At 66.3% G+C, this 18,325-nt stretch carries 16 protein-coding genes; 4 read left to right on the forward strand and 12 right to left on the reverse strand.

Annotated elements, in window-relative coordinates:
- Positions 1–121: 121 nt before the first annotated feature.
- The 7 genes from WKC72_RS39725 to WKC72_RS39755 form a co-directional block, all read right to left on the reverse strand.
- Positions 122–409, reverse strand: a complete 288-nt coding sequence (locus WKC72_RS39725; RefSeq protein ID WP_370185356.1) for a WhiB family transcriptional regulator — start codon at positions 407–409, stop codon at positions 122–124.
- Positions 406–1,581, reverse strand: a complete 1,176-nt coding sequence (locus WKC72_RS39730; RefSeq protein WP_370185534.1) for an NADP-dependent malic enzyme — start codon at positions 1,579–1,581, stop codon at positions 406–408. Before WKC72_RS39730 ends, WKC72_RS39725 begins: the two co-directional genes overlap by 4 nt.
- Positions 1,582–1,594: 13 nt before the next feature.
- A protein-coding gene (locus WKC72_RS39735) for an IS5 family transposase (protein WP_370185358.1) occupies positions 1,595–2,504 on the reverse strand; the annotation gives its coding sequence in 2 pieces (ribosomal slippage) (positions 1,595–2,110 and positions 2,112–2,504; 909 coding nt in all).
- Between the two features lie 171 nt (positions 2,505–2,675).
- Entirely contained in the window at positions 2,676–3,587 is a 912-nt protein-coding gene (locus tag WKC72_RS39740) for a dioxygenase (protein ID WP_370185360.1), read from the reverse strand.
- 4 nt (positions 3,588–3,591) lie between these two features.
- Complete coding sequence (locus WKC72_RS39745) at positions 3,592–4,674, reverse strand: maleylacetate reductase (RefSeq protein ID WP_370185361.1); 1,083 nt, start codon at positions 4,672–4,674, stop codon at positions 3,592–3,594.
- Positions 4,675–4,678: 4 nt separating this feature from the next.
- Positions 4,679–5,737, reverse strand: coding sequence for an alpha/beta hydrolase (locus WKC72_RS39750; protein ID WP_370185363.1), 1,059 nt, complete (start codon positions 5,735–5,737; stop codon positions 4,679–4,681).
- Between the two features lie 59 nt (positions 5,738–5,796).
- Positions 5,797–7,401 carry a bifunctional 3-(3-hydroxy-phenyl)propionate/3-hydroxycinnamic acid hydroxylase gene (locus WKC72_RS39755; RefSeq protein WP_370185365.1) on the reverse strand — a complete coding sequence of 535 codons (1,605 nt, stop codon included), beginning with the start codon at positions 7,399–7,401 and terminating at the stop codon, positions 5,797–5,799.
- 273 nt (positions 7,402–7,674) lie between these two features.
- Between WKC72_RS39755 and WKC72_RS39760 the strand changes: the two genes are divergently transcribed.
- A complete protein-coding gene (locus WKC72_RS39760; RefSeq protein WP_370185367.1) occupies positions 7,675–8,661 on the forward strand; it encodes an AraC family transcriptional regulator in 987 nt (328 codons plus the stop codon).
- A 232-nt stretch (positions 8,662–8,893) separates the two neighbouring features.
- Here WKC72_RS39760 and WKC72_RS39765 read toward each other — a convergent pair whose 3' ends face one another.
- The 5 genes from WKC72_RS39765 to WKC72_RS39785 all read right to left on the reverse strand — a co-directional run bounded on the left by WKC72_RS39765 (position 8,894) and on the right by WKC72_RS39785 (position 15,982).
- Positions 8,894–9,484 carry a hypothetical protein gene (locus WKC72_RS39765; protein ID WP_370185369.1) on the reverse strand — a complete coding sequence of 197 codons (591 nt, stop codon included), beginning with the start codon at positions 9,482–9,484 and terminating at the stop codon, positions 8,894–8,896.
- Between the two features lie 189 nt (positions 9,485–9,673).
- Positions 9,674–10,330, reverse strand: a complete 657-nt coding sequence (locus tag WKC72_RS39770; RefSeq protein ID WP_370185371.1) for a GAP family protein — start codon at positions 10,328–10,330, stop codon at positions 9,674–9,676.
- Between the two features lie 36 nt (positions 10,331–10,366).
- The gene (locus WKC72_RS39775) at positions 10,367–12,073 is read right to left on the reverse strand and encodes a SulP family inorganic anion transporter (protein ID WP_370185374.1); all 1,707 of its coding nucleotides are present in this window, start codon (positions 12,071–12,073) and stop codon (positions 10,367–10,369) included.
- 122 nt (positions 12,074–12,195) lie between these two features.
- Complete coding sequence (locus WKC72_RS39780; RefSeq protein WP_370185376.1) at positions 12,196–13,842, reverse strand: SulP family inorganic anion transporter; 1,647 nt, start codon at positions 13,840–13,842, stop codon at positions 12,196–12,198.
- A gap of 268 nt (positions 13,843–14,110) precedes the next feature.
- Entirely contained in the window at positions 14,111–15,982 is a 1,872-nt protein-coding gene (locus WKC72_RS39785; protein WP_370185378.1) for an alkyl/aryl-sulfatase, read from the reverse strand.
- Between the two features lie 125 nt (positions 15,983–16,107).
- On the opposite strand from WKC72_RS39785, the gene WKC72_RS39790 reads away from it, so the two are divergent.
- The 3 genes from WKC72_RS39790 (at position 16,108) to WKC72_RS39800 (ending at position 18,290) form a co-directional block, all read left to right on the forward strand.
- Positions 16,108–16,713 carry a DUF4203 domain-containing protein gene (locus WKC72_RS39790; RefSeq protein WP_370185380.1) on the forward strand — a complete coding sequence of 202 codons (606 nt, stop codon included), beginning with the start codon at positions 16,108–16,110 and terminating at the stop codon, positions 16,711–16,713.
- Between the two features lie 113 nt (positions 16,714–16,826).
- The gene (locus WKC72_RS39795; protein WP_370185381.1) at positions 16,827–17,285 is read left to right on the forward strand and encodes a DUF6069 family protein; all 459 of its coding nucleotides are present in this window, start codon (positions 16,827–16,829) and stop codon (positions 17,283–17,285) included.
- A 33-nt stretch (positions 17,286–17,318) separates the two neighbouring features.
- A complete protein-coding gene (locus WKC72_RS39800) occupies positions 17,319–18,290 on the forward strand; it encodes a TIGR00341 family protein (RefSeq protein ID WP_370185383.1) in 972 nt (323 codons plus the stop codon).
- Positions 18,291–18,325 lie beyond the last annotated feature (35 nt).

The following is an 18,325-nucleotide window of genomic DNA, read 5'->3' on the forward strand; positions in this document are numbered from 1 at the left end:
TGATCGTCTCGGGCACTTCTACGAATTCAATCGAGATGTGAGGTCCGTGGGTGCGCAGTTACCCGAAGCTTTGGCGCAGGAACCCGCCAGGCAGCTCGACCTCCGCGTCCGGTGATGCGGGTTACCCTGTCTTAGGGTGATGACTGGAATTTCGGGGAAACAACGATTTTTGGCGGTCTCGTTCTGAGGCGCCGCCCCAGATTCCGAATTCCTCCGGATGGACCAACGCATGCTGGCGACATTCGACTCTCACCGGGCAGTGCTCGCAGATTCTCTTCGCTGAACGTTCTCTACGGATCCGTTCACCCGAACGTTCGGTGTCCTGGGCGAAGAACAGGTGCTCGACTGTGGGTCGGCACCGGGCATGTACCTGCCAACCCCACAGTGAACGGCTTGGGCAGAATGTCATGGTCGTAGCGGGTCGTTGATGACGCCGGTGGAAGTTTCTACCGCTGCCATCACTGCAGTTGCCACGGCAGGGGCGACCCGGGGATCGAGCGGGCTGGGGATGATGTAACCCGCCGCAAGGTTGTCGGCCGCGAGCGCCGCGATGGCCTCGGCTGCGGCGATCTTCATGGCCGGGGTGATCTTGGTGGCCCTGGCGTCGAGGGCGCCGCGGAAGATGCCAGGGAAGGCGAGTACGTTGTTGATCTGATTCGGGAAGTCACTGCGACCGGTCGCCACGATTCGTGCATATCTGCCGGCGACAGCGGGATGGACCTCGGGGTCGGGGTTGGAGAGGGCAAAGATGATCGCGTCACCGGACATCGTCGCCAGGGCTTCCTCGGGTACGGTGCCGGAGGACACCCCGATGAGAACGTCCGCCCCATCCAATGCCTGCGTATAGGTGCCAGTGAGACCGCGCGGGTTGGTTCTTGCGGCATAGGTGGCTTTCACCGAGGTCAGATCCTCGCGATCGGAGTGGATGATTCCGCGGGAATCGAGGATGGTGACGTCCGATATTCCGGCAGCGAGCAGCATCTCGGCTACAGCTATGCCCGCGGCGCCCGCTCCGGATATGGCAACCCGGAGCCCGGTGAGTTCACGTCCGACCACGATCGCGGCGTTGGTCAGGGCTGCCAGCACCACGACCGCGGTCCCATGTTGGTCGTCGTGCATGACCGGCATGTCCAGGGCTTCGACGAGGCGGGCCTCGAGTTCAAAACACCGGGGCGCCGAGATGTCTTCCAGGTTGACGGCCCCGAAGCTCGAGCGCAGCCGTACCAGCGTTTCGACGATCTCGTCGACATCGGTGGTTTCGAGAACCAGCGGGATGGAGTTCAGATTCCCAAACTTCTTGAAGAGCGCGGATTTGCCCTCCATGACGGGCAGTGAGGCGGTAGCCCCGATGTCACCGAGGCCCAGGACTGCACTGCCGTCGCTGACCACGGCGACCAACCGTGACGCCCAGGTGTAGGCCGGCGCCACCGCGGAATCGCGGTAGATGGCGCGGCTGACTTCGGCGACGCCGGGGGTGTAGGCGATGGACAGGTCGCGTTTGTCCTCGAGGGTGGTCGTCAGACCAATTTCCAGCTTGCCGTCGCGGTGTGCCTGGAAAATGTCCTCGGTGGTGAGGTGTATCCCCGCGGAACTACTAGGGCATGTCTCCCAATAACTTGAGCCACTCGACGATGCCGGCGAGCAGGAATCCGGCGCGGTAGGTGAGGGCGAGTTTGTCGTAGCGAGTGGCCACCGCACGCCACTGTTTCGCCTTGTTGAAGGCCCGTTCGACCACGTTGCGCCCCTTGTAGGACTCCGGGTCGAAGTTCGGTGGCCGCCCGCCTGCGCGGCCCTTGTTCACCCGGTTCGCTGCCTGATCGGTCTTCTCGGGGATCACCGCCTTGATGCCTCTGCTGCGCAGCAGTTCCCGGTTTGCCCGTGATGAGTACGCCTTGTCGGCCCGGACCTCGACGGGGCGCGTGCGGTGCGCTCCGCCCGCGAGCCGCGGCACGCAGATGCCCTCCAGCACGTGGGCGAACATCGGACTGTCACCGGCTTGGCCTGGGCCGACCAGCACCGACAGCGGGCGCCCGTGACCGTCGCACGCCAGGTGCGCCTTGCTGGTCAACCCGCCCCTCGACCGGCCGATGCCGTGATCGGCAGGCTCGTCACGCAGGTTCGTGTAATTCGGTAGATCCCCCTGTGTGGCGGGCGGCGTTCGCACCGTGCTGATGGACACGGACCACTGTGGAATCGACCGATACCGCCCAGTCCAGGTTCCCGCCGGCGTCGGCCATCGCGACCAGAGCCGTCAGCACCCGATCCCAGGTTCCGTCTCCGGCGTATCGGCGATGTCGCTTCCACACCGTCTTCCACGGCCCGAAATGCGACGGGAGATCTCGCCAGGGCAACCCGGTCCGCAGTCGATACAGCATCCCCTCGACCACCACACGATTGTTCCGGAACTTCCGCCCCCGGAGCCCATCGGAACTGGGCAACAGCAGCGCGAGCAACTCCCACTGCTTGTCCGTCAACACCTCAAACCGATCAACAACGTCTGCCACACCGAAGAGTCTGCAGCACAACACCACAAATCATTGGGAGACACACCCTAGGGGAAAGGGTCACGTGGGTTCCTTTTGGCCGGGCATCCGTGTTCCGGGTTGCCGCATGGGTGGGAGGCGATGGTTTGCTGGTGGACCCGCGGTGATCGGTGCCGTTGATTGGTGCGATGGTCAGGTACCCGCTGGCGCCAGGACGATGTCGAAATGGGCTCGCGACCAGGAACGGTCGCCGAGTTTGCGGCCGTCGGGAGTGGGGGTGCCGGGAGCCTGTTCGAGGAAGTCCTGCACCAGCGAGGCCTTGACCCCGAACACGCTGTCGGAGGTCAACAACTCGTCACCGGAGACGAAGATGTGGGTCACCAAGGTCCTCAGGTTCTCGCCGGTGACCATGAAATGTAGGTGCGACGCCCGCATCGGGGATCGATGCACGGCCTTGAGCATCTTGCCGACCGGGCCGTCGTGCGGAATCGGGTACGGGGTGGGGGTCAGTCCCCAGAACCGGTAGGAGCCATTGTCGTCGGTGAAGAAGTGAGCGCGGCCCGAGACCCGGCCGTCGGGGTATTGCACGTCGTACAGGCCGTCCTCGTCGGCTTCCCACACCTCGATACGGGCGCCCGGGACGGGGCGGCCGTCGGTGTCGGTGACGGTGCCCTCGACCCAGCACGGCTGCCCCGGCGCGCCGCCGCCGATGTCCCCGCCGAGCGGAATTCGCGGGGAGTCGGCGACGAAGAACGGGCCGAACACCGTTGCCTCGGTGGCGTTGGCGTGTGCCTGGTTGTTGACGGCGATCGTTTGCATGGACGCACCGAGCACGTCGGAGAGCAGCACGAACTCCTGCCGTTTGTCGTCGGTGATGTGCCCGGCCGCGGTGAGGATCTCGATCGCCGTGTTCCACTCTTTTTCGGTGAGCCGCACCTCGCGGATGAAGGTGTGCAGGTGCCGGACCAGGGACTGCATCAGTTGCCTCAGCCGCGGATCGGGGGTGTTGTCGAACGAGGCTACGACCCTGGCCACGAGGTCGTCCTCGACGGCCTGCTGGTCTGCGGTGATGTGCGCCGGGTCCGTACTGTGCTCGGTTATCATGTCGTCATTTCTCCGTGTTGCTGGTGATCGTCGACGGGTCGGCGCCCTGCCACGCCGCCTGGAGTAGACGGCGAAGGTTCTTGGCGGTGACCGGACGTGGGTTGCTCGTGGGAACGGTCGGCAAGATCGCGTTCACCGCACTGTCGATGTCCGACTCGTCGAAGCCGTAGTCACGCAGTGCCCGCGGGGCGTCGAGCCGGTGCCGTAGTTCCTGTAGGCCGGCGAGTGCCGTGCTCGCATCGAGCCCGGTGGCGATCCGTTGTTCGGCTTCCGGTGCCGCCGGGGCGTTGAACGCGAGCACATACGGCAACACGACCGCATGGGTCTGGGCATGCGGCAGTTCGTATGCCCCGCCCAACACGTGGCAGATCTTGTGGTGCAGTCCCGAGCCTGCCGAGGAGAACGCCACCGCCGACAGGTACGCCGCATACAAGACGGATTCCCGGCCGATCAGGCCGGTCGGATCGGCCACCACCATCGGCAGCCCAGTTCGTAGCGCCCGAATCCCTTCCTGCGCCAACGCCCGATCAATGGGATCCGAGCGTGGGCCCCACAACGAATCCACGCAGTGCGCCAACGCATTCAGCCCGGACGCGACACTCATCGGGACGGGCAGTGACAGCGTCAACTCTGGGTCGTAGATCACTGCCCGCGGCAGCACCCGTGCGTCGACTCCGGTGGTTTTGCGGGCCCCCTCGGTCAGACCCCAGACGTTGGTGGCCTCCGATCCCGCATAGGTCGTCGGCACAGCAACGATCGGCAACCCAGTGGTCAGCGCGATCGCCTTCGCCAACCCGGTGGTGGAGCCACCACCGACACTGACGATGGCATCGACCTCGTGCCGGCCCGCGGCGGAGCGGGCCCGCTCGGCCACCTCGACGGGCACATGCATCGCTATCTCGTTGTGGTGCAATACGACCGTAAGTTCGGCGGTGAGCCGCTCCGAGCGCTCAGCCTCGGACTGCGACGCGATCACCATCACCCGCGATGCGCCCAGTCGCTGCACTTCCCCGGCGAGCATCGTCGCCGCCTGCCCCGAGGCGAAACACACCCGCTGCGGCAGGCTTTCATGCTCGAAATGCAACACTGCGCTACACCTCTCGATCTGCGAGGCTGATTTCTTGCGCGTCACAACGCGATGGGGTGGTGAGGCGATCGGCGAACCAGTCGGCGACGAGATCGTTCCGCTCGTCCGCGTGGTTGTAAATCGTGTGCTCGCCGTCGTCCCAGACCTGCAGCGTCGCATCGTCTGCGCCGTCGAGGAACGGTTGCTGGTCCTCGAGGTTGACGAGGGGATCGGCCCCGCCGTGCAGCACCAGCAGCGGGCACCGAATCTGCTCCTTCGCCGGGTCGAACGCAAGACGTTGAAAGTTCCGTTCGATGGCGGCCTCGTCGCTGGTGCCCAGCATCGCCGCCGCCTGCTCCCGGAAGGTGCGGAACGGCAGCAGACGCGGCGCGGCGAAGGCGCCGTTGACGCAGCAGGCGCGGATGTCGTCGTTGCGTGCGGCGGTCAGGGCGGCGAACAGTCCACCGACACTGTTCCCCCAGATCCCCACCGGAGCCCCGGATTCCGCGGCGTAGCCGACGAATTCGCCATACGCGGCGGCGACGTCGACATCCAGATGGGTGCCGTACCGTAGCCGGCTTTCCCCCTGCCCGGGGCCCTCGGCCAGGATCGTCGCCAGGCCCCGGGCTGCGAGGGCGTCTGCGTACCGAAGGTAGGTGGCACCCCAACCGCTTTGTCCACCGAAGACGATCACGGTCCCGAGGACGGGTGATCGATCGGGAAGGACGTGCCAGCCCACCAGCCGTCCGCCGGCGAATGGTAACTCGATCTTGTGCATCGACGCCGGTGACAATGCTGCCGTCGCGCCGACTGCCGCGCTGAACGACTCGTAGAGGTCCCGCTTGCGCTCGGTGTCCGCGTTGATCGCCATCTGGGCGAACACGAAGTCGGCGGCCGCTGCCCGGAAAGCATTGCGCGCGGTCACGGTGTGCCCGGCATCTCGGGCGGCCTCCGCCAACTCGAGCCGGAGATTGCCCAGTCGTTCGGCCGCGACATCCCACGCAACCCCATCCCGGGTCGCGTGTTCGAGCAACACGACGTCGGCGTGGTCCATGCCCCCGTCGAGCAGCCTGGTTGCCGGCATCGCCCGCCAGTGCGCCGCGGTCTCAGCTGAGACCGTGGTCTCTACGATGGTTTCCTCGGTCACAGCGCCGCCCGCTCGGTCCGGCGTGCCCGCTGGTCCTGGTAACAGAGTGCCGCGCGGAGGGCGTCGACGAGGACCGGCAGCTCGCTCATCGAACCAGATCCGAAGAGGTGAAAGTCGGGGCGGGCGATGTAGGCCTCGATACCGTGGGCTCGCAGGAAGTCGGCGTAGGTTCCATCGGTGTCGGTGAACGACCCGGCACTTCCGGGCTCGGTGGTGGCCACGATGACACCGAGGTCATCGAGGAACGACAGTTGGTCGGGATCGAGCACCGAGCGGGGATCACGCGTGGCGATGATCGAGAACCCCCAGCCGAAGACGTCGTCGAAACGGCCTACCCGCTCTCCGGCGGTGACGACGCCCTGCGGGGACAGTGTCCCCGCCAACCGCGCTGGTGAGTGGTCCGCGTTCGTGGCGACGACGCCCGCACCGAGAGTGGGGAACGGCGGAAGCGGTGGGACCTCTCCGCGCAGGAACGCCGCATCGCGGGCGGCGGCGGCCGCCGGATCCTTGAGGTTCGCGATCTCACCGAGAGCTATCGCGCACTGTTGGATGGCCTCGGCATGGGGACGACGCTCGAGTTCGTAGGTGTCGAGCAGTTCCTCGCTCGCGCGGCCGGTCAGCACCAGGTTCAGCTTCCATGCCAGTGTGATGCCGTCGCGCATCCCCGAGCAGGCGCCCTGGCCCATGTAAGGCGGCATGGTGTGCGCGGCGTCGCCGGCCAAGAACACCCGCCCGCTTCGCCAGGTGTCCGCATTCCGGGCCGAGAAGGTGTAGATGATCTGCCGAAGGATCTGGACATTCTCCGGCCCCAACTGGTGTCGTTCGCGGAACCACTGCCATGCGTACTCCTCGGTCTCCATAAATGCGGCGTCGTCTCCCGGGAGAACCGCGACCTCGAAACGCTGACGACTCACGCCGATGGGCATGAACATGTTGGGGTGCGCTGGGTCGCAGAACTGCCGCGCCACATCGAAGTCCGGACCGAGCGGACGCACGCACTCGGTATCGATGTTCAGCCAGCGATCGTTCACTCCCAGATCGGTGGCCTCGATGCCCAGGGCGGTCCGCACGAAGCTGTTGGCCCCATCGGCTCCCACCACATACCGCGCGGTCACAACCCGATCCGTCCCGCTCGACCACTGCTCGTCCCGGTCGCGGGACCAGGGCCGCACATGGAGAGCAACGTGATCAGCTTGCTGTTCGACGGCTACCACCGCGAAACCTTGATTGACCTCCACGTTCGGGTAGCTCCCGATGCGCTGATGAATCGCCGACTCGATGTCCGGCTGATACATCGAGTAATGGGCCGCGAACCCGCTCGACCTTCCCGCCCAGTCGACCTCGAGGAGGACATCGCCGGCGCCGTTGCACCATTGGTAGGTGTCCTTCGGTGAGGCGTCCCGGAGGGCGAACTCGATATCACCGGCCGTCTGGATGATGCGTGCGGTCTCGCCGTCGATATGGGTCAGCCGGGGCAACCCGTACAGCTCCGGCCACCGTTCGAGCACGACCACACGGTGGCCGGCCCGGCCCAGAAGCGACGCAAGCACGAGGCCGGTCGGCCCATATCCCACCACTGCGACATCGAAATCTGAAGACACTGCACACTCCTTGTACCTGGGGTTTCTTCGCCCGATGCCCCCACGCTAGGCAGGTGTGATCTGCGTCGCTATCCGCAAGGCGACAGGGTCATCCGCATTGCGCCACGGATTTGCCTGCCGGGTTCTGGCGGCCCACCCGGGTACGTGGCTACTCTGGGGCAACAGTTTGAGCGGTGGCCGCAAAGGGCGGCCGAGATTGATGTGAGCGATCGTGAGTCTGTGGATGAGTGCCGACGGCCCACTGCACCCGTGTGGGCGTCGATGAGGGGGCCGTTGGCCCGTCACCGCCTGCTCCGCACGGCAGACGTCGACGAGTTCTGCTCCCAGGCCTCGCAGATCCTCAGCGTGCACGACATCCATCGCACCAACGCCCTCGACACGACCCCGTTCCGCGGACAGGTACGGGCAACGTCTCTGGGCGCCATCCAGTTCGTCTACCTCGAACAAGGGGTGGACATGGACGTCGACATCCTCGAACGACTCGACTACTACGACGTGACGCTGGCGTACTCCGGAACCAACCGAATCACCTGCTCAGACCAGCTCACCCAGGTCGGCGCCGCCCACGGTGCATTGCTGTCTCCCCGAATGCGCGCCCAGATGCGCATGGACGCCACCTACCATCAAATGCACCTGCGGATCGACCAGCATGTCCTCAATCAACGTCTGGAGAACCTTCTCGGACGGCCCCCCCACGACCCGGCCATCTTCGACCTCACGATGGATCTGTCCTCGCCGCAATTGTCGACCTGGATGGCCTCGCTGCGATTGCTGATCGACGACCTCGACAAGGAAGACGGCCTCACCCGCCAGCCCCTGGCTGCCGCGAGCTGGCAGGACATGCTGCTGACCGGTCTGCTCCTGTCCCACCGGCACAGTTACACGAGGGACCTGCAAGAACAAGACCACCCGCGCATTCATCGTCGAACCTTCCAACGGGCCTTGGACTTCTGCGATGAATATCTCGCCGATCCCATCACCGTCGGGGACCTCGCCCAGTACGTCGGAATCAGTGCACGTTCCCTTCAACGAGCCTTTCAGGAAGAACTCGGCACCTCACCGACTCGCTATCTCCAATCGTTGAGGTTGGCTCAGGTGCGGCAAGATCTCCTCGAAATGGATCCGACGTCGCCGGAATCGGTGACCCAGATTGCCCACCGCTGGGGGTTCGTTCACCTCTCTCGCTTCGCCGCCGCCTACCGTAAACGTTATGGGGAGGCACCGTCCGACACCGCGACGCGGGTGGTATCCGAAGGCTAAGTGGTGTACCGAACGCTGTGCCGCACAGATGATGGTGTTGTCTTTGTCCACCACTCTCTGGTGCTCGGATCCACTTCGACAGGCCAGACCGGGGCACCGATGGCGTGGTCGCCGGCGTCAAACTTCGCGACACGCCGAAGAAAAGAATCGAACCCACATCGGGCGATATTGCCGACTGCGTCGGCGACACGTCCTCGTCGAAACGCTACTGGTCACAACAGCTATGGCGAAGTCAGCTTGAGATAACGGCGGCCTGTTTGTTCAGCTCCCGCACCTGTCGGCGTTCCTTGCGCTGGCGTTCCTTGGACTCGGCTTCCATCCGCAGGGCTGCGGCAGCGTCGTCCTCGGTGCCTTCACCCTCGGTTGCGGTTCGGGCGGCTGCGAGTACCGGTGAGAGCGCCACTGCGGCACCGTCGAGGTCAAGGCACACGTACTCCGGTGTCCAGACCTGGCGGGTCTGCACCGTGTTCGCGTGCCGGTGCCCCTCGTACGGGGTGGCGTCGGGGTGGTTCTCGGTGGACCAGTCCACCTCCTCGCCGTCGACTTCCTCGCCGGTGTCGGTGTCGAAGTAGCGTTCGTCCTTGCTCAGCCACACCGCCCACCGGGCCGGGTCGGTCTCGGTGTGGGCGGCGGTGACCTCGCTGCCGTCGGAGGTGACCAGGTCGGCGAGCAGGACATCGGTTCCGTACTGGGGTTCTTCGGCGAGGATCGTGTATCCCTTGTCGAGGTGGGGCTGGGCGGCGGCGGCGCGTTCGGCCTTCTCCGCGCGGTCGTCGAGCAGTCGTTGCGCGATGTAGCGGAACTGGTACCGGCCAGCGGTCATCAGCTTGTCGACGGCCTCGGTGTCTCCTTCCGTCTCGATTATGTGGACAACATGCCTCGGGTCAATGGCAGATCGGGCCGCGGGTTGATTCCATCGGTCGTTAGCGCACGACAACGCGCAGTCCCAGCCGGTCACGGTTGGTGCTGTTTCGAGCGCGGCGAAGCGAAGGTACCGCCGCGAGAGCCCGGTTCAGGTGAGGTTGGTGATGCCCCGGATGGTGAACAGCGCACCGAAGACGTAAAACATCGCCAGGGTGAGGGTACGGCTGTGGCGGAGCATCCAGTTCTCTGCCGTGGCGAGTGCGGTGCGGGCACGGTTGCCGAGGACGAGGAACGACCCGATCGGAATCGCGAAGTCCAGGGATGCCGAGAGCAGGAGCAACAGAGCGGCCAGCAGGGCGCCGGCAGTGCCGACGGGTGAGCTGGCGATGATGCTCATGCCGGACATCATGATGAACAGGTTCGGGTTCAGGACCCCGAGTGCGATGCCGATGACGAAAGCCCTTCGCGGTCCGGCTATGTCGAGTTCGCGGAGCAGTTTGGGCCGCTCCTGGAGTGGTCGTCGTGGGCGGGTGGAGAGCCAGGTGCCGGCGATCAGGAAGAGCACTCCGACCACCAGGCCTGCGCCGTGGGAGACCTCGGGGGCGGTCGCGTCGGGATCGGAGGCGCCACCGAGCAGCGCCGAGATCGCGATGAACAGGTACACGAGAAGGAATCCGGCGCCGAAGGCTGCGGCACTGGGCACCGGCCGTGGGGTTCGGAGCAGCAGGATGCAGCCGAGGACCGCCCCGGGGGTGAGGATCAAGCCGATCATCTCCGGCAGCAACTCGGCGAACAGTTCACCCATGGTCGACTCCCAGCTTGCGGCGGCGGGACGGTTCGTTCACCTGTCGGCCTCCGGTCCGCCGGTGCTGTCGGGTGTGTCCGCGACTGCGGCGCGGATGGTCGGGTACACCGGGATCGCCGCGGTGCCGGTGGGTGCGGCGCCCAGTTCGTCACCGAATTGGCCGATGGACCGGGCGATGCGGAAGTCGATGCGGCGGCGGGCGAGTGAATCGCGCAGCGCAGCGAGCATCGCCGCAGCGGTGACGTCGACGGTCGGGGAGGTCTGCGCGTCGAGCACGACCAGACGGGTGCGGTCGGTGCACATGGCTTCGATGCTGTCGCGGACGTGGTCGGCGTTGGCGAAGAACAGGCCGGACTCGACCCGAACAACGAGGAGGTTCGGGTTCCGGGGCAAGTCGGGATGCTGGTCGGCGTCCAGCCACAGCCGCCCCTGCTGGGCGAGGGGTGCGATGTGTGGTCGTGACGAGCGGTAGACCAGCAGCAGCATCGAGACACCGATGCCGATCAGCAGGCCGGGCAGTGTGTCGAAGAGCAGCACGCCGAGCATCGCGGCCAGAGCCGCCGCGAAGTCCGCGCGCGCGGCTACCCCGTAGATGCTGCCCAACCGCTGCGTCCACACCCGGTACAGCCGGCGCAGGGACGCGATGTCGACCAGTTCGATGACGGCGGCGATGACCACAGCGGCGAGGGTCGCCTCGGGCAGCTTCTCGAACAGACCGGTCAAAAACAGCAGGGTCACGGTGGTGAGCGCGGCCACCACCAATCCGCTCACCTGTGTTCGGGCGCCGGCGGAGCCGTTGACGGCCGTCTTGGACAGGCTCCCGTTGACGACCATGCCGGAGAACAGGCCGGAACCGAGGTTGGCGGCGCCGAGGCCGTAGAGTTCGCGGTTGGCATCGATCTGGTATCCGGCCTTCGCCGCATAGATTTTCGCGGCACCGAGTCCTTCGGCGAACCCGATCAGCAGCACACCGACGGCGGGCCCGAGGAGATCGAGATAGTCGTGGAGCCCCACGTCCTGGGGTAACCCGATGGCGGGGAGTCCGGCGTCGATGTGTCCGACGATGCTCACACCGTGCTCGTCGAGGTGCAAGACGGACACCGCGACAATCCCGAAAACGGCTGCGAGCAGGGATCCGGGCACCAGCGGCAACCATCGTCGCAGTCCGAGAACGAGGGCGAGGCTGATGACCGCGACGAGCAAGGTGCGCCAGTCGGTGTCGTCGAGGCCGGTGAGCACGCCCCAGGCCTGGGTGAAGAAGTCGCCCTCGGTTTTGTCGATGCCGAGGAACTTGGGAACCTGTCCGATGATGATGGTCAGCGCCAGACCGACGATGAATCCTTTGAGCACCGGTTCGGAGATGAACGATGCCACGAACCCGAGGCGGGCGAGTCCGGCGAGCAGCCCGGCCACACCGGTAGCGATGGCCAGCCCCGCCGACAGGGCGATGTAGCGGTCGCTGTCCGCGGCGGCGAGGGGGGCGATGATGGCCGCGGACAATGCCGCGGTCGCCGACATGGGGCCGACGACGAGGTGACGGGAACTGCCGGCGAGGGCGTAGAGCACGAGCGCGGGCAGTGCGGCGTAGAGACCGGCGACGGGTGGCACCCCGGCGATGGAGGCGTAGGCCAGAGCTTCGGGGACCATCACCGCCCACACGGTCAGGCCCGCGATCACGTCGGCGCGAAGCCACTTCGGCTGGTAGTTCTGCAGGGACGTGAACACCCACCAGTGTGCTGCCACCGCGTTGCCCGTCCCTTCTCGAGTCCTTCCCTCCCGCCGCGGCGGGTTCGGTGATCCCTTGTCCCGCCACAGTAGAAGCGGTGGGGCCGGTGGCCGTCACACGTTGGGGGTGAACCCAAGGTTCAGCGGCCGCCCTTGTCGGGTGTGTCGCCGTCGTGCAACCACACCCTCGCCTCGGCGTAGGCAGCGAGGGTCGATTCGCCGATGGCTGCGGTGGCGGGATGGAACTCGATGCGCACCCCGTGCGCGGCGAGCAGTTCGTCGGTCCAGTTGTCGCGGATGCGGGGGTCGATGCCGCTCAGGTGCAGCTGGCCGCCGACCGCGTCGAGGCGGCGGGCGTAGTCCGCGATGACGGTGAAGAACGTTGCGCTCACCGTGGTACGTCCCCTCAGCCGGAGGATGACCACCGGCGAGGCCGCGCCGGCCGGGTCCGGCAGGCGCACTTGGAGTGTGCGCGCCCCGGCGTAGAACAGGCTGCCGTACACGTCGAGGACCACGATCTCGTTGTCGGCGAGCCGTTTCGGTGCCGTGACCTCGATCAGTCGGGTGCCCTCGACCCGCAGCCGGACCACCTTGAGGTCGATGGCCTCCTGGTTGAGTTGCAGGATCAGCGAGAGGGCGACACCGATGCCGACCGCGGCCGTCACCGGCAGCAGCAGCGTCGCCACCAGCGTGGTGGCGAACACGACCCGCGAGGTGTAGCCGCTGCTCCAGATCGCCAAGATCCGGGCGGGATCGAGGGACCCGGCCGACGCCACGATCAGCACGGCCGCGAGTGTCGGCATCGGCACCTGCCCGACCAGTGAGGCGAACGCGGCGAGCAGCACGAGCAACCAGATCCCGGACCAGATCGCCGCCCAGCGGGTGCGGGCGCCGGCGGTGCGGTTGAGGGCGGTCTGGCCCACCGACCCGCCGACCGGCATTCCGTGAAGCAGCGAGGCGGCGACGTTGCCGACGCCCTGGGCGGTGAAGTCCCGGTTGGCCGATGAGCGTGAACCGTCCGGGTTCGGGGCGGACTCGGCCACCCCGGCACCCTGGACGAGCACGATGACCGCCACGGCCAGGGCGCCGCTGATCAGCGACGGGCTCAGCACGGTCAGATCGGGAAGACTCGGGGTCGGGAACCCTGAGGGGATGGCGGCCACCCCGGACACCCGGCTCACCGAATCCCACCCCGCCACGAGTACCAGGACGGTCGGCACCAGCAGCGCCCCCAGTGATGCGTACATTCGCAACCGTGTCCGGGCCAGCACCACCATCAGTGCCAGCGCACTGACCCCCACCACCGCGGACTGCCAGTCGATCTGCCCGGGGTGGGTGAGCACGTACATGGCTTTGGCGAGGGCGGACCCGCCGCCGGTGTCCACCCCGACCAGCGTCGGGATCTGGCCGAAGGCGATATTGGCCGCGACGCCGATGAGGAACCCGGTCATCACCGAATGCGAGACGAAGCGCGTGTACCGCCCGAGCCGCAGGAGCGCAGCGAGCATCATGACGGCGCCGGCGATCAGGGTGAGCAGCACCAGAGCCGCGGCCCGGTCCTCATCGGGGACATCGGTCAGCGCCGACCCCGCCGCCAGGGCCGACGCACTCGTGGTGGTGACCACCATCAGTCGGGTACTGGTGGACAGCCCGCCGAAGACCCGGCCGGCCATGCTCGCGTAGAGACCGTGCACGGGACTGACACCGGCCAGCACACCCGAGGCCATGCCGTCGGGGACACTGCCGATCGCGCCGGGGAGCCCCGCGATCACGTCGGATCGGGTCATGCGCTCAGCGGGCAACAGGGCACGCACCCGGCGCACCAGCCCCTTCATGTCGCCTCGACGTGCATGTGGCGTTCCTCCCAGTCCGGCTGGGTCCCTGCCCCCATCGTCGGCGCAGCGCGGCGCAGCTGAGTCAAAGGTTCAGTCCGGTGTGACGATTGCGAAGTTCTTGTCCCTGGGATCGAGCACTGCGGTCAGACGCGAGAGAACCGAGGCGTCCCTGTGGAGGAGCGGTCGGGACTGGGGCCGCCGCTCCCCAGCGCAATCAGCCTTACGGGACGACGATGTTGAAGTCGGGGTCTCCGGGGTCGAGTACACCGGTGAGGGACTCCAGGGTCGCCATGTCGCCATCGATGGACAGTCCGTCAGAGGAGTTGTCACCTGCCAGGAGTGTGAGCAGACGCGGCTTGGTCAGCGTCAGGTGCAGCTGTGCAGAACCGTCCGGCTCTCGTTCGGCATAGATGAGTACACCGTTGGAAAGGGTGACGCGGAAGCTGCGCTCGAGATCGCTGAAGGTGACGTCGAAGGCGAGGTCGAGATCCCATGCCCGTGGCCCATCGACGGTGATCGCGATGGAGTCGAACACCTGCTCCGGTGACAGTTCGGAGATGATCGTTGGAGAGTTCGCGACCAGCGGAGTGCCGAAGTTGCCGTCGCGCAGCTCGGTTGCTCCAGAGAGGAAGAAGTTGCGCCAGGTGCCGTTCTCCGAGCCGTAGCCGAGCTGTTCGAGCGTGTCTGCATACAGCGACCGCGCCCCCGCGTGCGTGGTGTCGGTGAAAACCGCATAGTCCAGCAGCGTCGCTGCCCAGCGGAAGTCCCCGCTGTCGTATGCCTCTTGTGCGAGCTCGACAGTCCGTTCCACCCCGCCGATGGCAGCGACGTGCCGCTCGGCTGAGGCCTGCGGCGGATGAGGCCACAGTCGTGCAGGGTTGCCGTCGAACCAGCCCATGTAGCGCTGGTAGATCGCCTTGACGTTGTGGGAGACAGAACCGTAGTAGCCGTGGGTGCTCCACGTCTTGGTGATCGCCGGCGGCAGTTCGATGACTTCGGCGATCTCGGCGCCGGTCATGCCCTTGTTGATCATTCGCAGGGTCTGGTCGTGCAGGTAGCCGTACAGGTCCCGGTGGATGGCCAGGTGGGCGACCACTTTCTCGTTGCCCCACTTCGGCCAATGATGCGGGGCGAACATGACATCGCTCTTGTGTCCGAACAGGTCGATGGCCTCGTTGAGGTAGCGCGACCACCCGTGCGGGTCACGCACCACCGCCCCGCGCAGGGTGAGCAGATTGTGCAGGGTGTGGGTGGCGTTCTCGGCCATGCACAGCGCCCGGTAACGGGGGAAATAGGAGTGCATCTCGGCTGGCGCCTCGGTGCCGGGGGCCATCTGGAACTCGACCTCGACCCCGTCGAAGGTATGGCTCTCGCCGGTCTCCTTGATCAGCAGGGTCGGGACCAGGATTCCCGGCTCGCCGGTCGACGTGCTCTGACCGAGTCCAGCGCCGACCTGGCCCTTCGGGCCGCGGGCCAGCGTCGCGCCGTACATGTAAGCGGACCGCCGCGACATCGCGGTGCCGGCGTACACGTTTTCGGCGATGGCGTGTTCCAGGAACCCTTCCGGGGCGACGATCTGCACCTGGCCGGAGTCGACTTCCTCCTGGGTCACCACGCCGAACACGCCACCGAAGTGGTCGATGTGGCAGTGCGTGTAAATGATCGCCACGATCGGCCGGTCGCCGCGATGCCGGCGATAGAGTCCCAGTGCGGATTTTCCGGTCTCGGCTGTCAGCAGTGGGTCGATGACGATGACGCCTGTGTCGGTCTCGACGAACGACACCACCGACAGATCGAAACCCCGGACCTGGTACAGACCCTCGACAACCTCGAACAGTCCGTGCTTGGAGACCAACTGTCCTTGGCGCCACAGGCTCGGATTCACCGAGGTCGGCACGTCACCCGACAGGAAATCGAAGGTCGATGCGTCCCATACGACCTCACCCACGGTGTTCCGGATTGCTGGATCCTCGAGCGTTCCGATGAACCCCCGAGCGACATCGTCGAAGTCGTCGACATCTGCCATCGGCAGAGACTCCAGCAGTCTCGCGTGTGCTGCCTTGATCGATGCTGTCGGTTCGTTCTGATCCATCCCACAACTCCCGTTTTCCGGCTGCAACCACCAGCGAACTACCCTGTGACGCACGCTACAGAGAATCCGGCCCGTGCCTATCACCCATTTCGGGTGGTTTGCACCGCACGACCTGAGGAGCGCTCATGAACGGAATCGTGATCCTGCTGGTCGGGGCACTGCTGTGCTTCTACGGGATCCGCTCGCTGCACCTGGCGGTGCTGGCTGCCGGATTCGGACTCGGATGGTTGATCGCGGACCTGTTCCATGCCTCACTGACCGCACTGCTGCTGTTCGCACTCATCGGCGCCGTCACGGCATGGGTGGTGACGACGCTGGTCTTCAAGTTGTCCGCGTACTTCATCGGCGGGCTGGCCGGTGCGGTGGCGGGGGCACGCCTGGCCGACGTCCTGCAGCCCGGTGACAACAACTGGGCCTTGAGCGCGATCGTCGTCCTCGCCGTTGCGGTCGCGGCCGCCTTCCTCGCCGACAAGTACCGTGCCCGCGCTCTGCTCTGGCTCACCTCGATCGGTGGCGCGAGCATGATCCTGGGCGGACTCGGTCGCACCGCCGACCCACTCGACTTCTTGCGGGATCCGAATGCGGGATGGCAGCAGGTCTTCTCGACCCTGGCATGGATCGCGATCAGCGTCGCGGGATGGATCGTCCAACGGCGTCTCTTCGCCGACAAGCTCGGGATCGAGACCACGACACGCTCGTGGCAACCGGGACGGGTGAACGGCAACTCCTGATCTCGCACCTGCTCACCCCACGGCCCTTCACCCGCGAAGGATGACACTTCACCGATCCGAACGGCATACCGTGTCGGCAGGCCACCTCCACGCATCGTCGAAGGAGCCACCCGATGACGAGCCAGATCCCGCCCGGCGGACCGACCGCTCCCGCCGTCAACGCGAAGCGGCTGTGGGCCGGCGGCGGCGCCACCGCACTCGTTGCCGCCCTGACCGCGGTCGTCGGACTGTTGATCGTGCGCGGGTTGCTCGACATCCCGGTGATCACCCCGGCAACCACCATCGGAAACTCCCAGGCGAGCACCCTCGCCGTGGGCGCCGCGCTCGCCGCCGTGCTCGCCACCGCGCTGCTGCATGTGCTCATGATCTCGACACCCCGGGCGGCAAGCTTCTTCGGCTGGATCTGTGTGCTCGCCACCCTCGCCGCCGCGCTGTGGCCGTTCACCGCCGACGCCAGCACCGCCTCACGGATCGGCAGCGCGGCCATCTACTTCGCCATCGGCATCGCGATCGTCACCCTGCTCTCCGGTGTCGCAGGCTCGGCGCAGACCTCGCGAACGGCCAGGTACTGACCGAGCACCCGGCCGCAACGGTGAGGGGGTTGCATGCAGAAGATCGTTCCCGACGGGCAACGTCGCACGTTGGCGCAGCTCGACGACCGCCTCAATTTTTCGGTCGGTGACCCCGGTGCGAAGCGGTCCGCCTTCTGGGTGATGTTGACCCTGTCGGCGGTGATCGCGGTGGCCGGAGTCGTGGGCGATTCCACCGCCACCGTGATCGGCGCGATGATCGTCGCACCGCTGTCGACACCCATCCTCGGCGTGGGGTTGGGCATCACCACCGGCCACGGCCGTCTGATCGGACAGAGCTTGCTCTACGTCGCGGCCGGCATCGTCCTGGTCGTCGTGTTGGGTGCGGTGTTCGCGCAGGTATTACCGAATCCGGGCAACGTGCTGACCAATTCGCAGGTCCTCGGCCGCACCTCCCCGACGCTGATGGACCTGGCTGCCGCGCTGGCCACCGGCCTGGTCGGTGCCATCGCCATCGCCCGAAAAGATGTCGGGGACGTCCTGCCCGGTGTCGCCATCGCCATCTCCCTGGTACCTCCGCTGGCGGTGGTAGGGGTGTGCCTGGGATCGGGGGCTCCCTCCCTGGCGGTGGGTGCGTTCGTGCTGTTCGCGTCGAATGTCGTGGCGATGGTCATCACCGCGACGGCCGTGCTCGTCGCCGCGGGATACACCCGGGAGATCGAAAGTGGCACCGGTCCCCACCGGCGACGGGCCTATATCGTCCTGGCGGTGGTCCTGCTCATGGTCGCGATCCCGATGGTGGTCAACACCCTGTCCTCGGTCTGGGCACGGCAGATCAACACCGCAGCCGAGCAATGGCTCGCCGGCACCCCCGGCGCCGAGGTCACCGATGTCACCTGGCAGGGCGGCACTGCCACCGTCGCGGTCCTCGGTCCCGAGACACTGCCGCCGCTCGGCGAACTCGAGCACTCGGTCGATGCGCTGATCCCGTGGAACCCCGACGTGCAGGTCGTCCATACCGTCGGGACTCGACTCGTAGCGAATTGACCCGCGTGGTCCGCCACATACCTCTCGCCCCACAT

Origin of the sequence: Rhodococcus wratislaviensis, from assembly GCF_041228765.1 — a bacterium.
In the GTDB taxonomy this organism is placed as follows: domain Bacteria; phylum Actinomycetota; class Actinomycetes; order Mycobacteriales; family Mycobacteriaceae; genus Rhodococcus_F; species Rhodococcus_F wratislaviensis.

What these genes read in the sequence shown, in the direction of transcription:
- WKC72_RS39795 (WP_370185381.1), top strand. Translation starts at nt 16,827, where the DNA reads ATGACGAGCCAGATCCCGCCCGGCGGACCGACCGCTCCCGCCGTCAAC.
- WKC72_RS39785 (WP_370185378.1), bottom strand. Translation starts at nt 15,982, where the DNA reads ATGGATCAGAACGAACCGACAGCATCGATCAAGGCAGCACACGCGAGA.
- WKC72_RS39800 (WP_370185383.1), top strand. Translation starts at nt 17,319, where the DNA reads ATGCAGAAGATCGTTCCCGACGGGCAACGTCGCACGTTGGCGCAGCTC.
- WKC72_RS39790 (WP_370185380.1), top strand. Translation starts at nt 16,108, where the DNA reads ATGAACGGAATCGTGATCCTGCTGGTCGGGGCACTGCTGTGCTTCTAC.
- WKC72_RS39765 (WP_370185369.1), bottom strand. Translation starts at nt 9,484, where the DNA reads ATGACCGCTGGCCGGTACCAGTTCCGCTACATCGCGCAACGACTGCTC.
- WKC72_RS39740 (WP_370185360.1), bottom strand. Translation starts at nt 3,587, where the DNA reads ATGATAACCGAGCACAGTACGGACCCGGCGCACATCACCGCAGACCAG.
- WKC72_RS39750 (WP_370185363.1), bottom strand. Translation starts at nt 5,737, where the DNA reads ATGCCGGCAACCAGGCTGCTCGACGGGGGCATGGACCACGCCGACGTC.
- WKC72_RS39725 (WP_370185356.1), bottom strand. Translation starts at nt 409, where the DNA reads ATGACATTCTGCCCAAGCCGTTCACTGTGGGGTTGGCAGGTACATGCC.
- WKC72_RS39770 (WP_370185371.1), bottom strand. Translation starts at nt 10,330, where the DNA reads ATGGGTGAACTGTTCGCCGAGTTGCTGCCGGAGATGATCGGCTTGATC.
- WKC72_RS39780 (WP_370185376.1), bottom strand. Translation starts at nt 13,842, where the DNA reads ATGACCCGATCCGACGTGATCGCGGGGCTCCCCGGCGCGATCGGCAGT.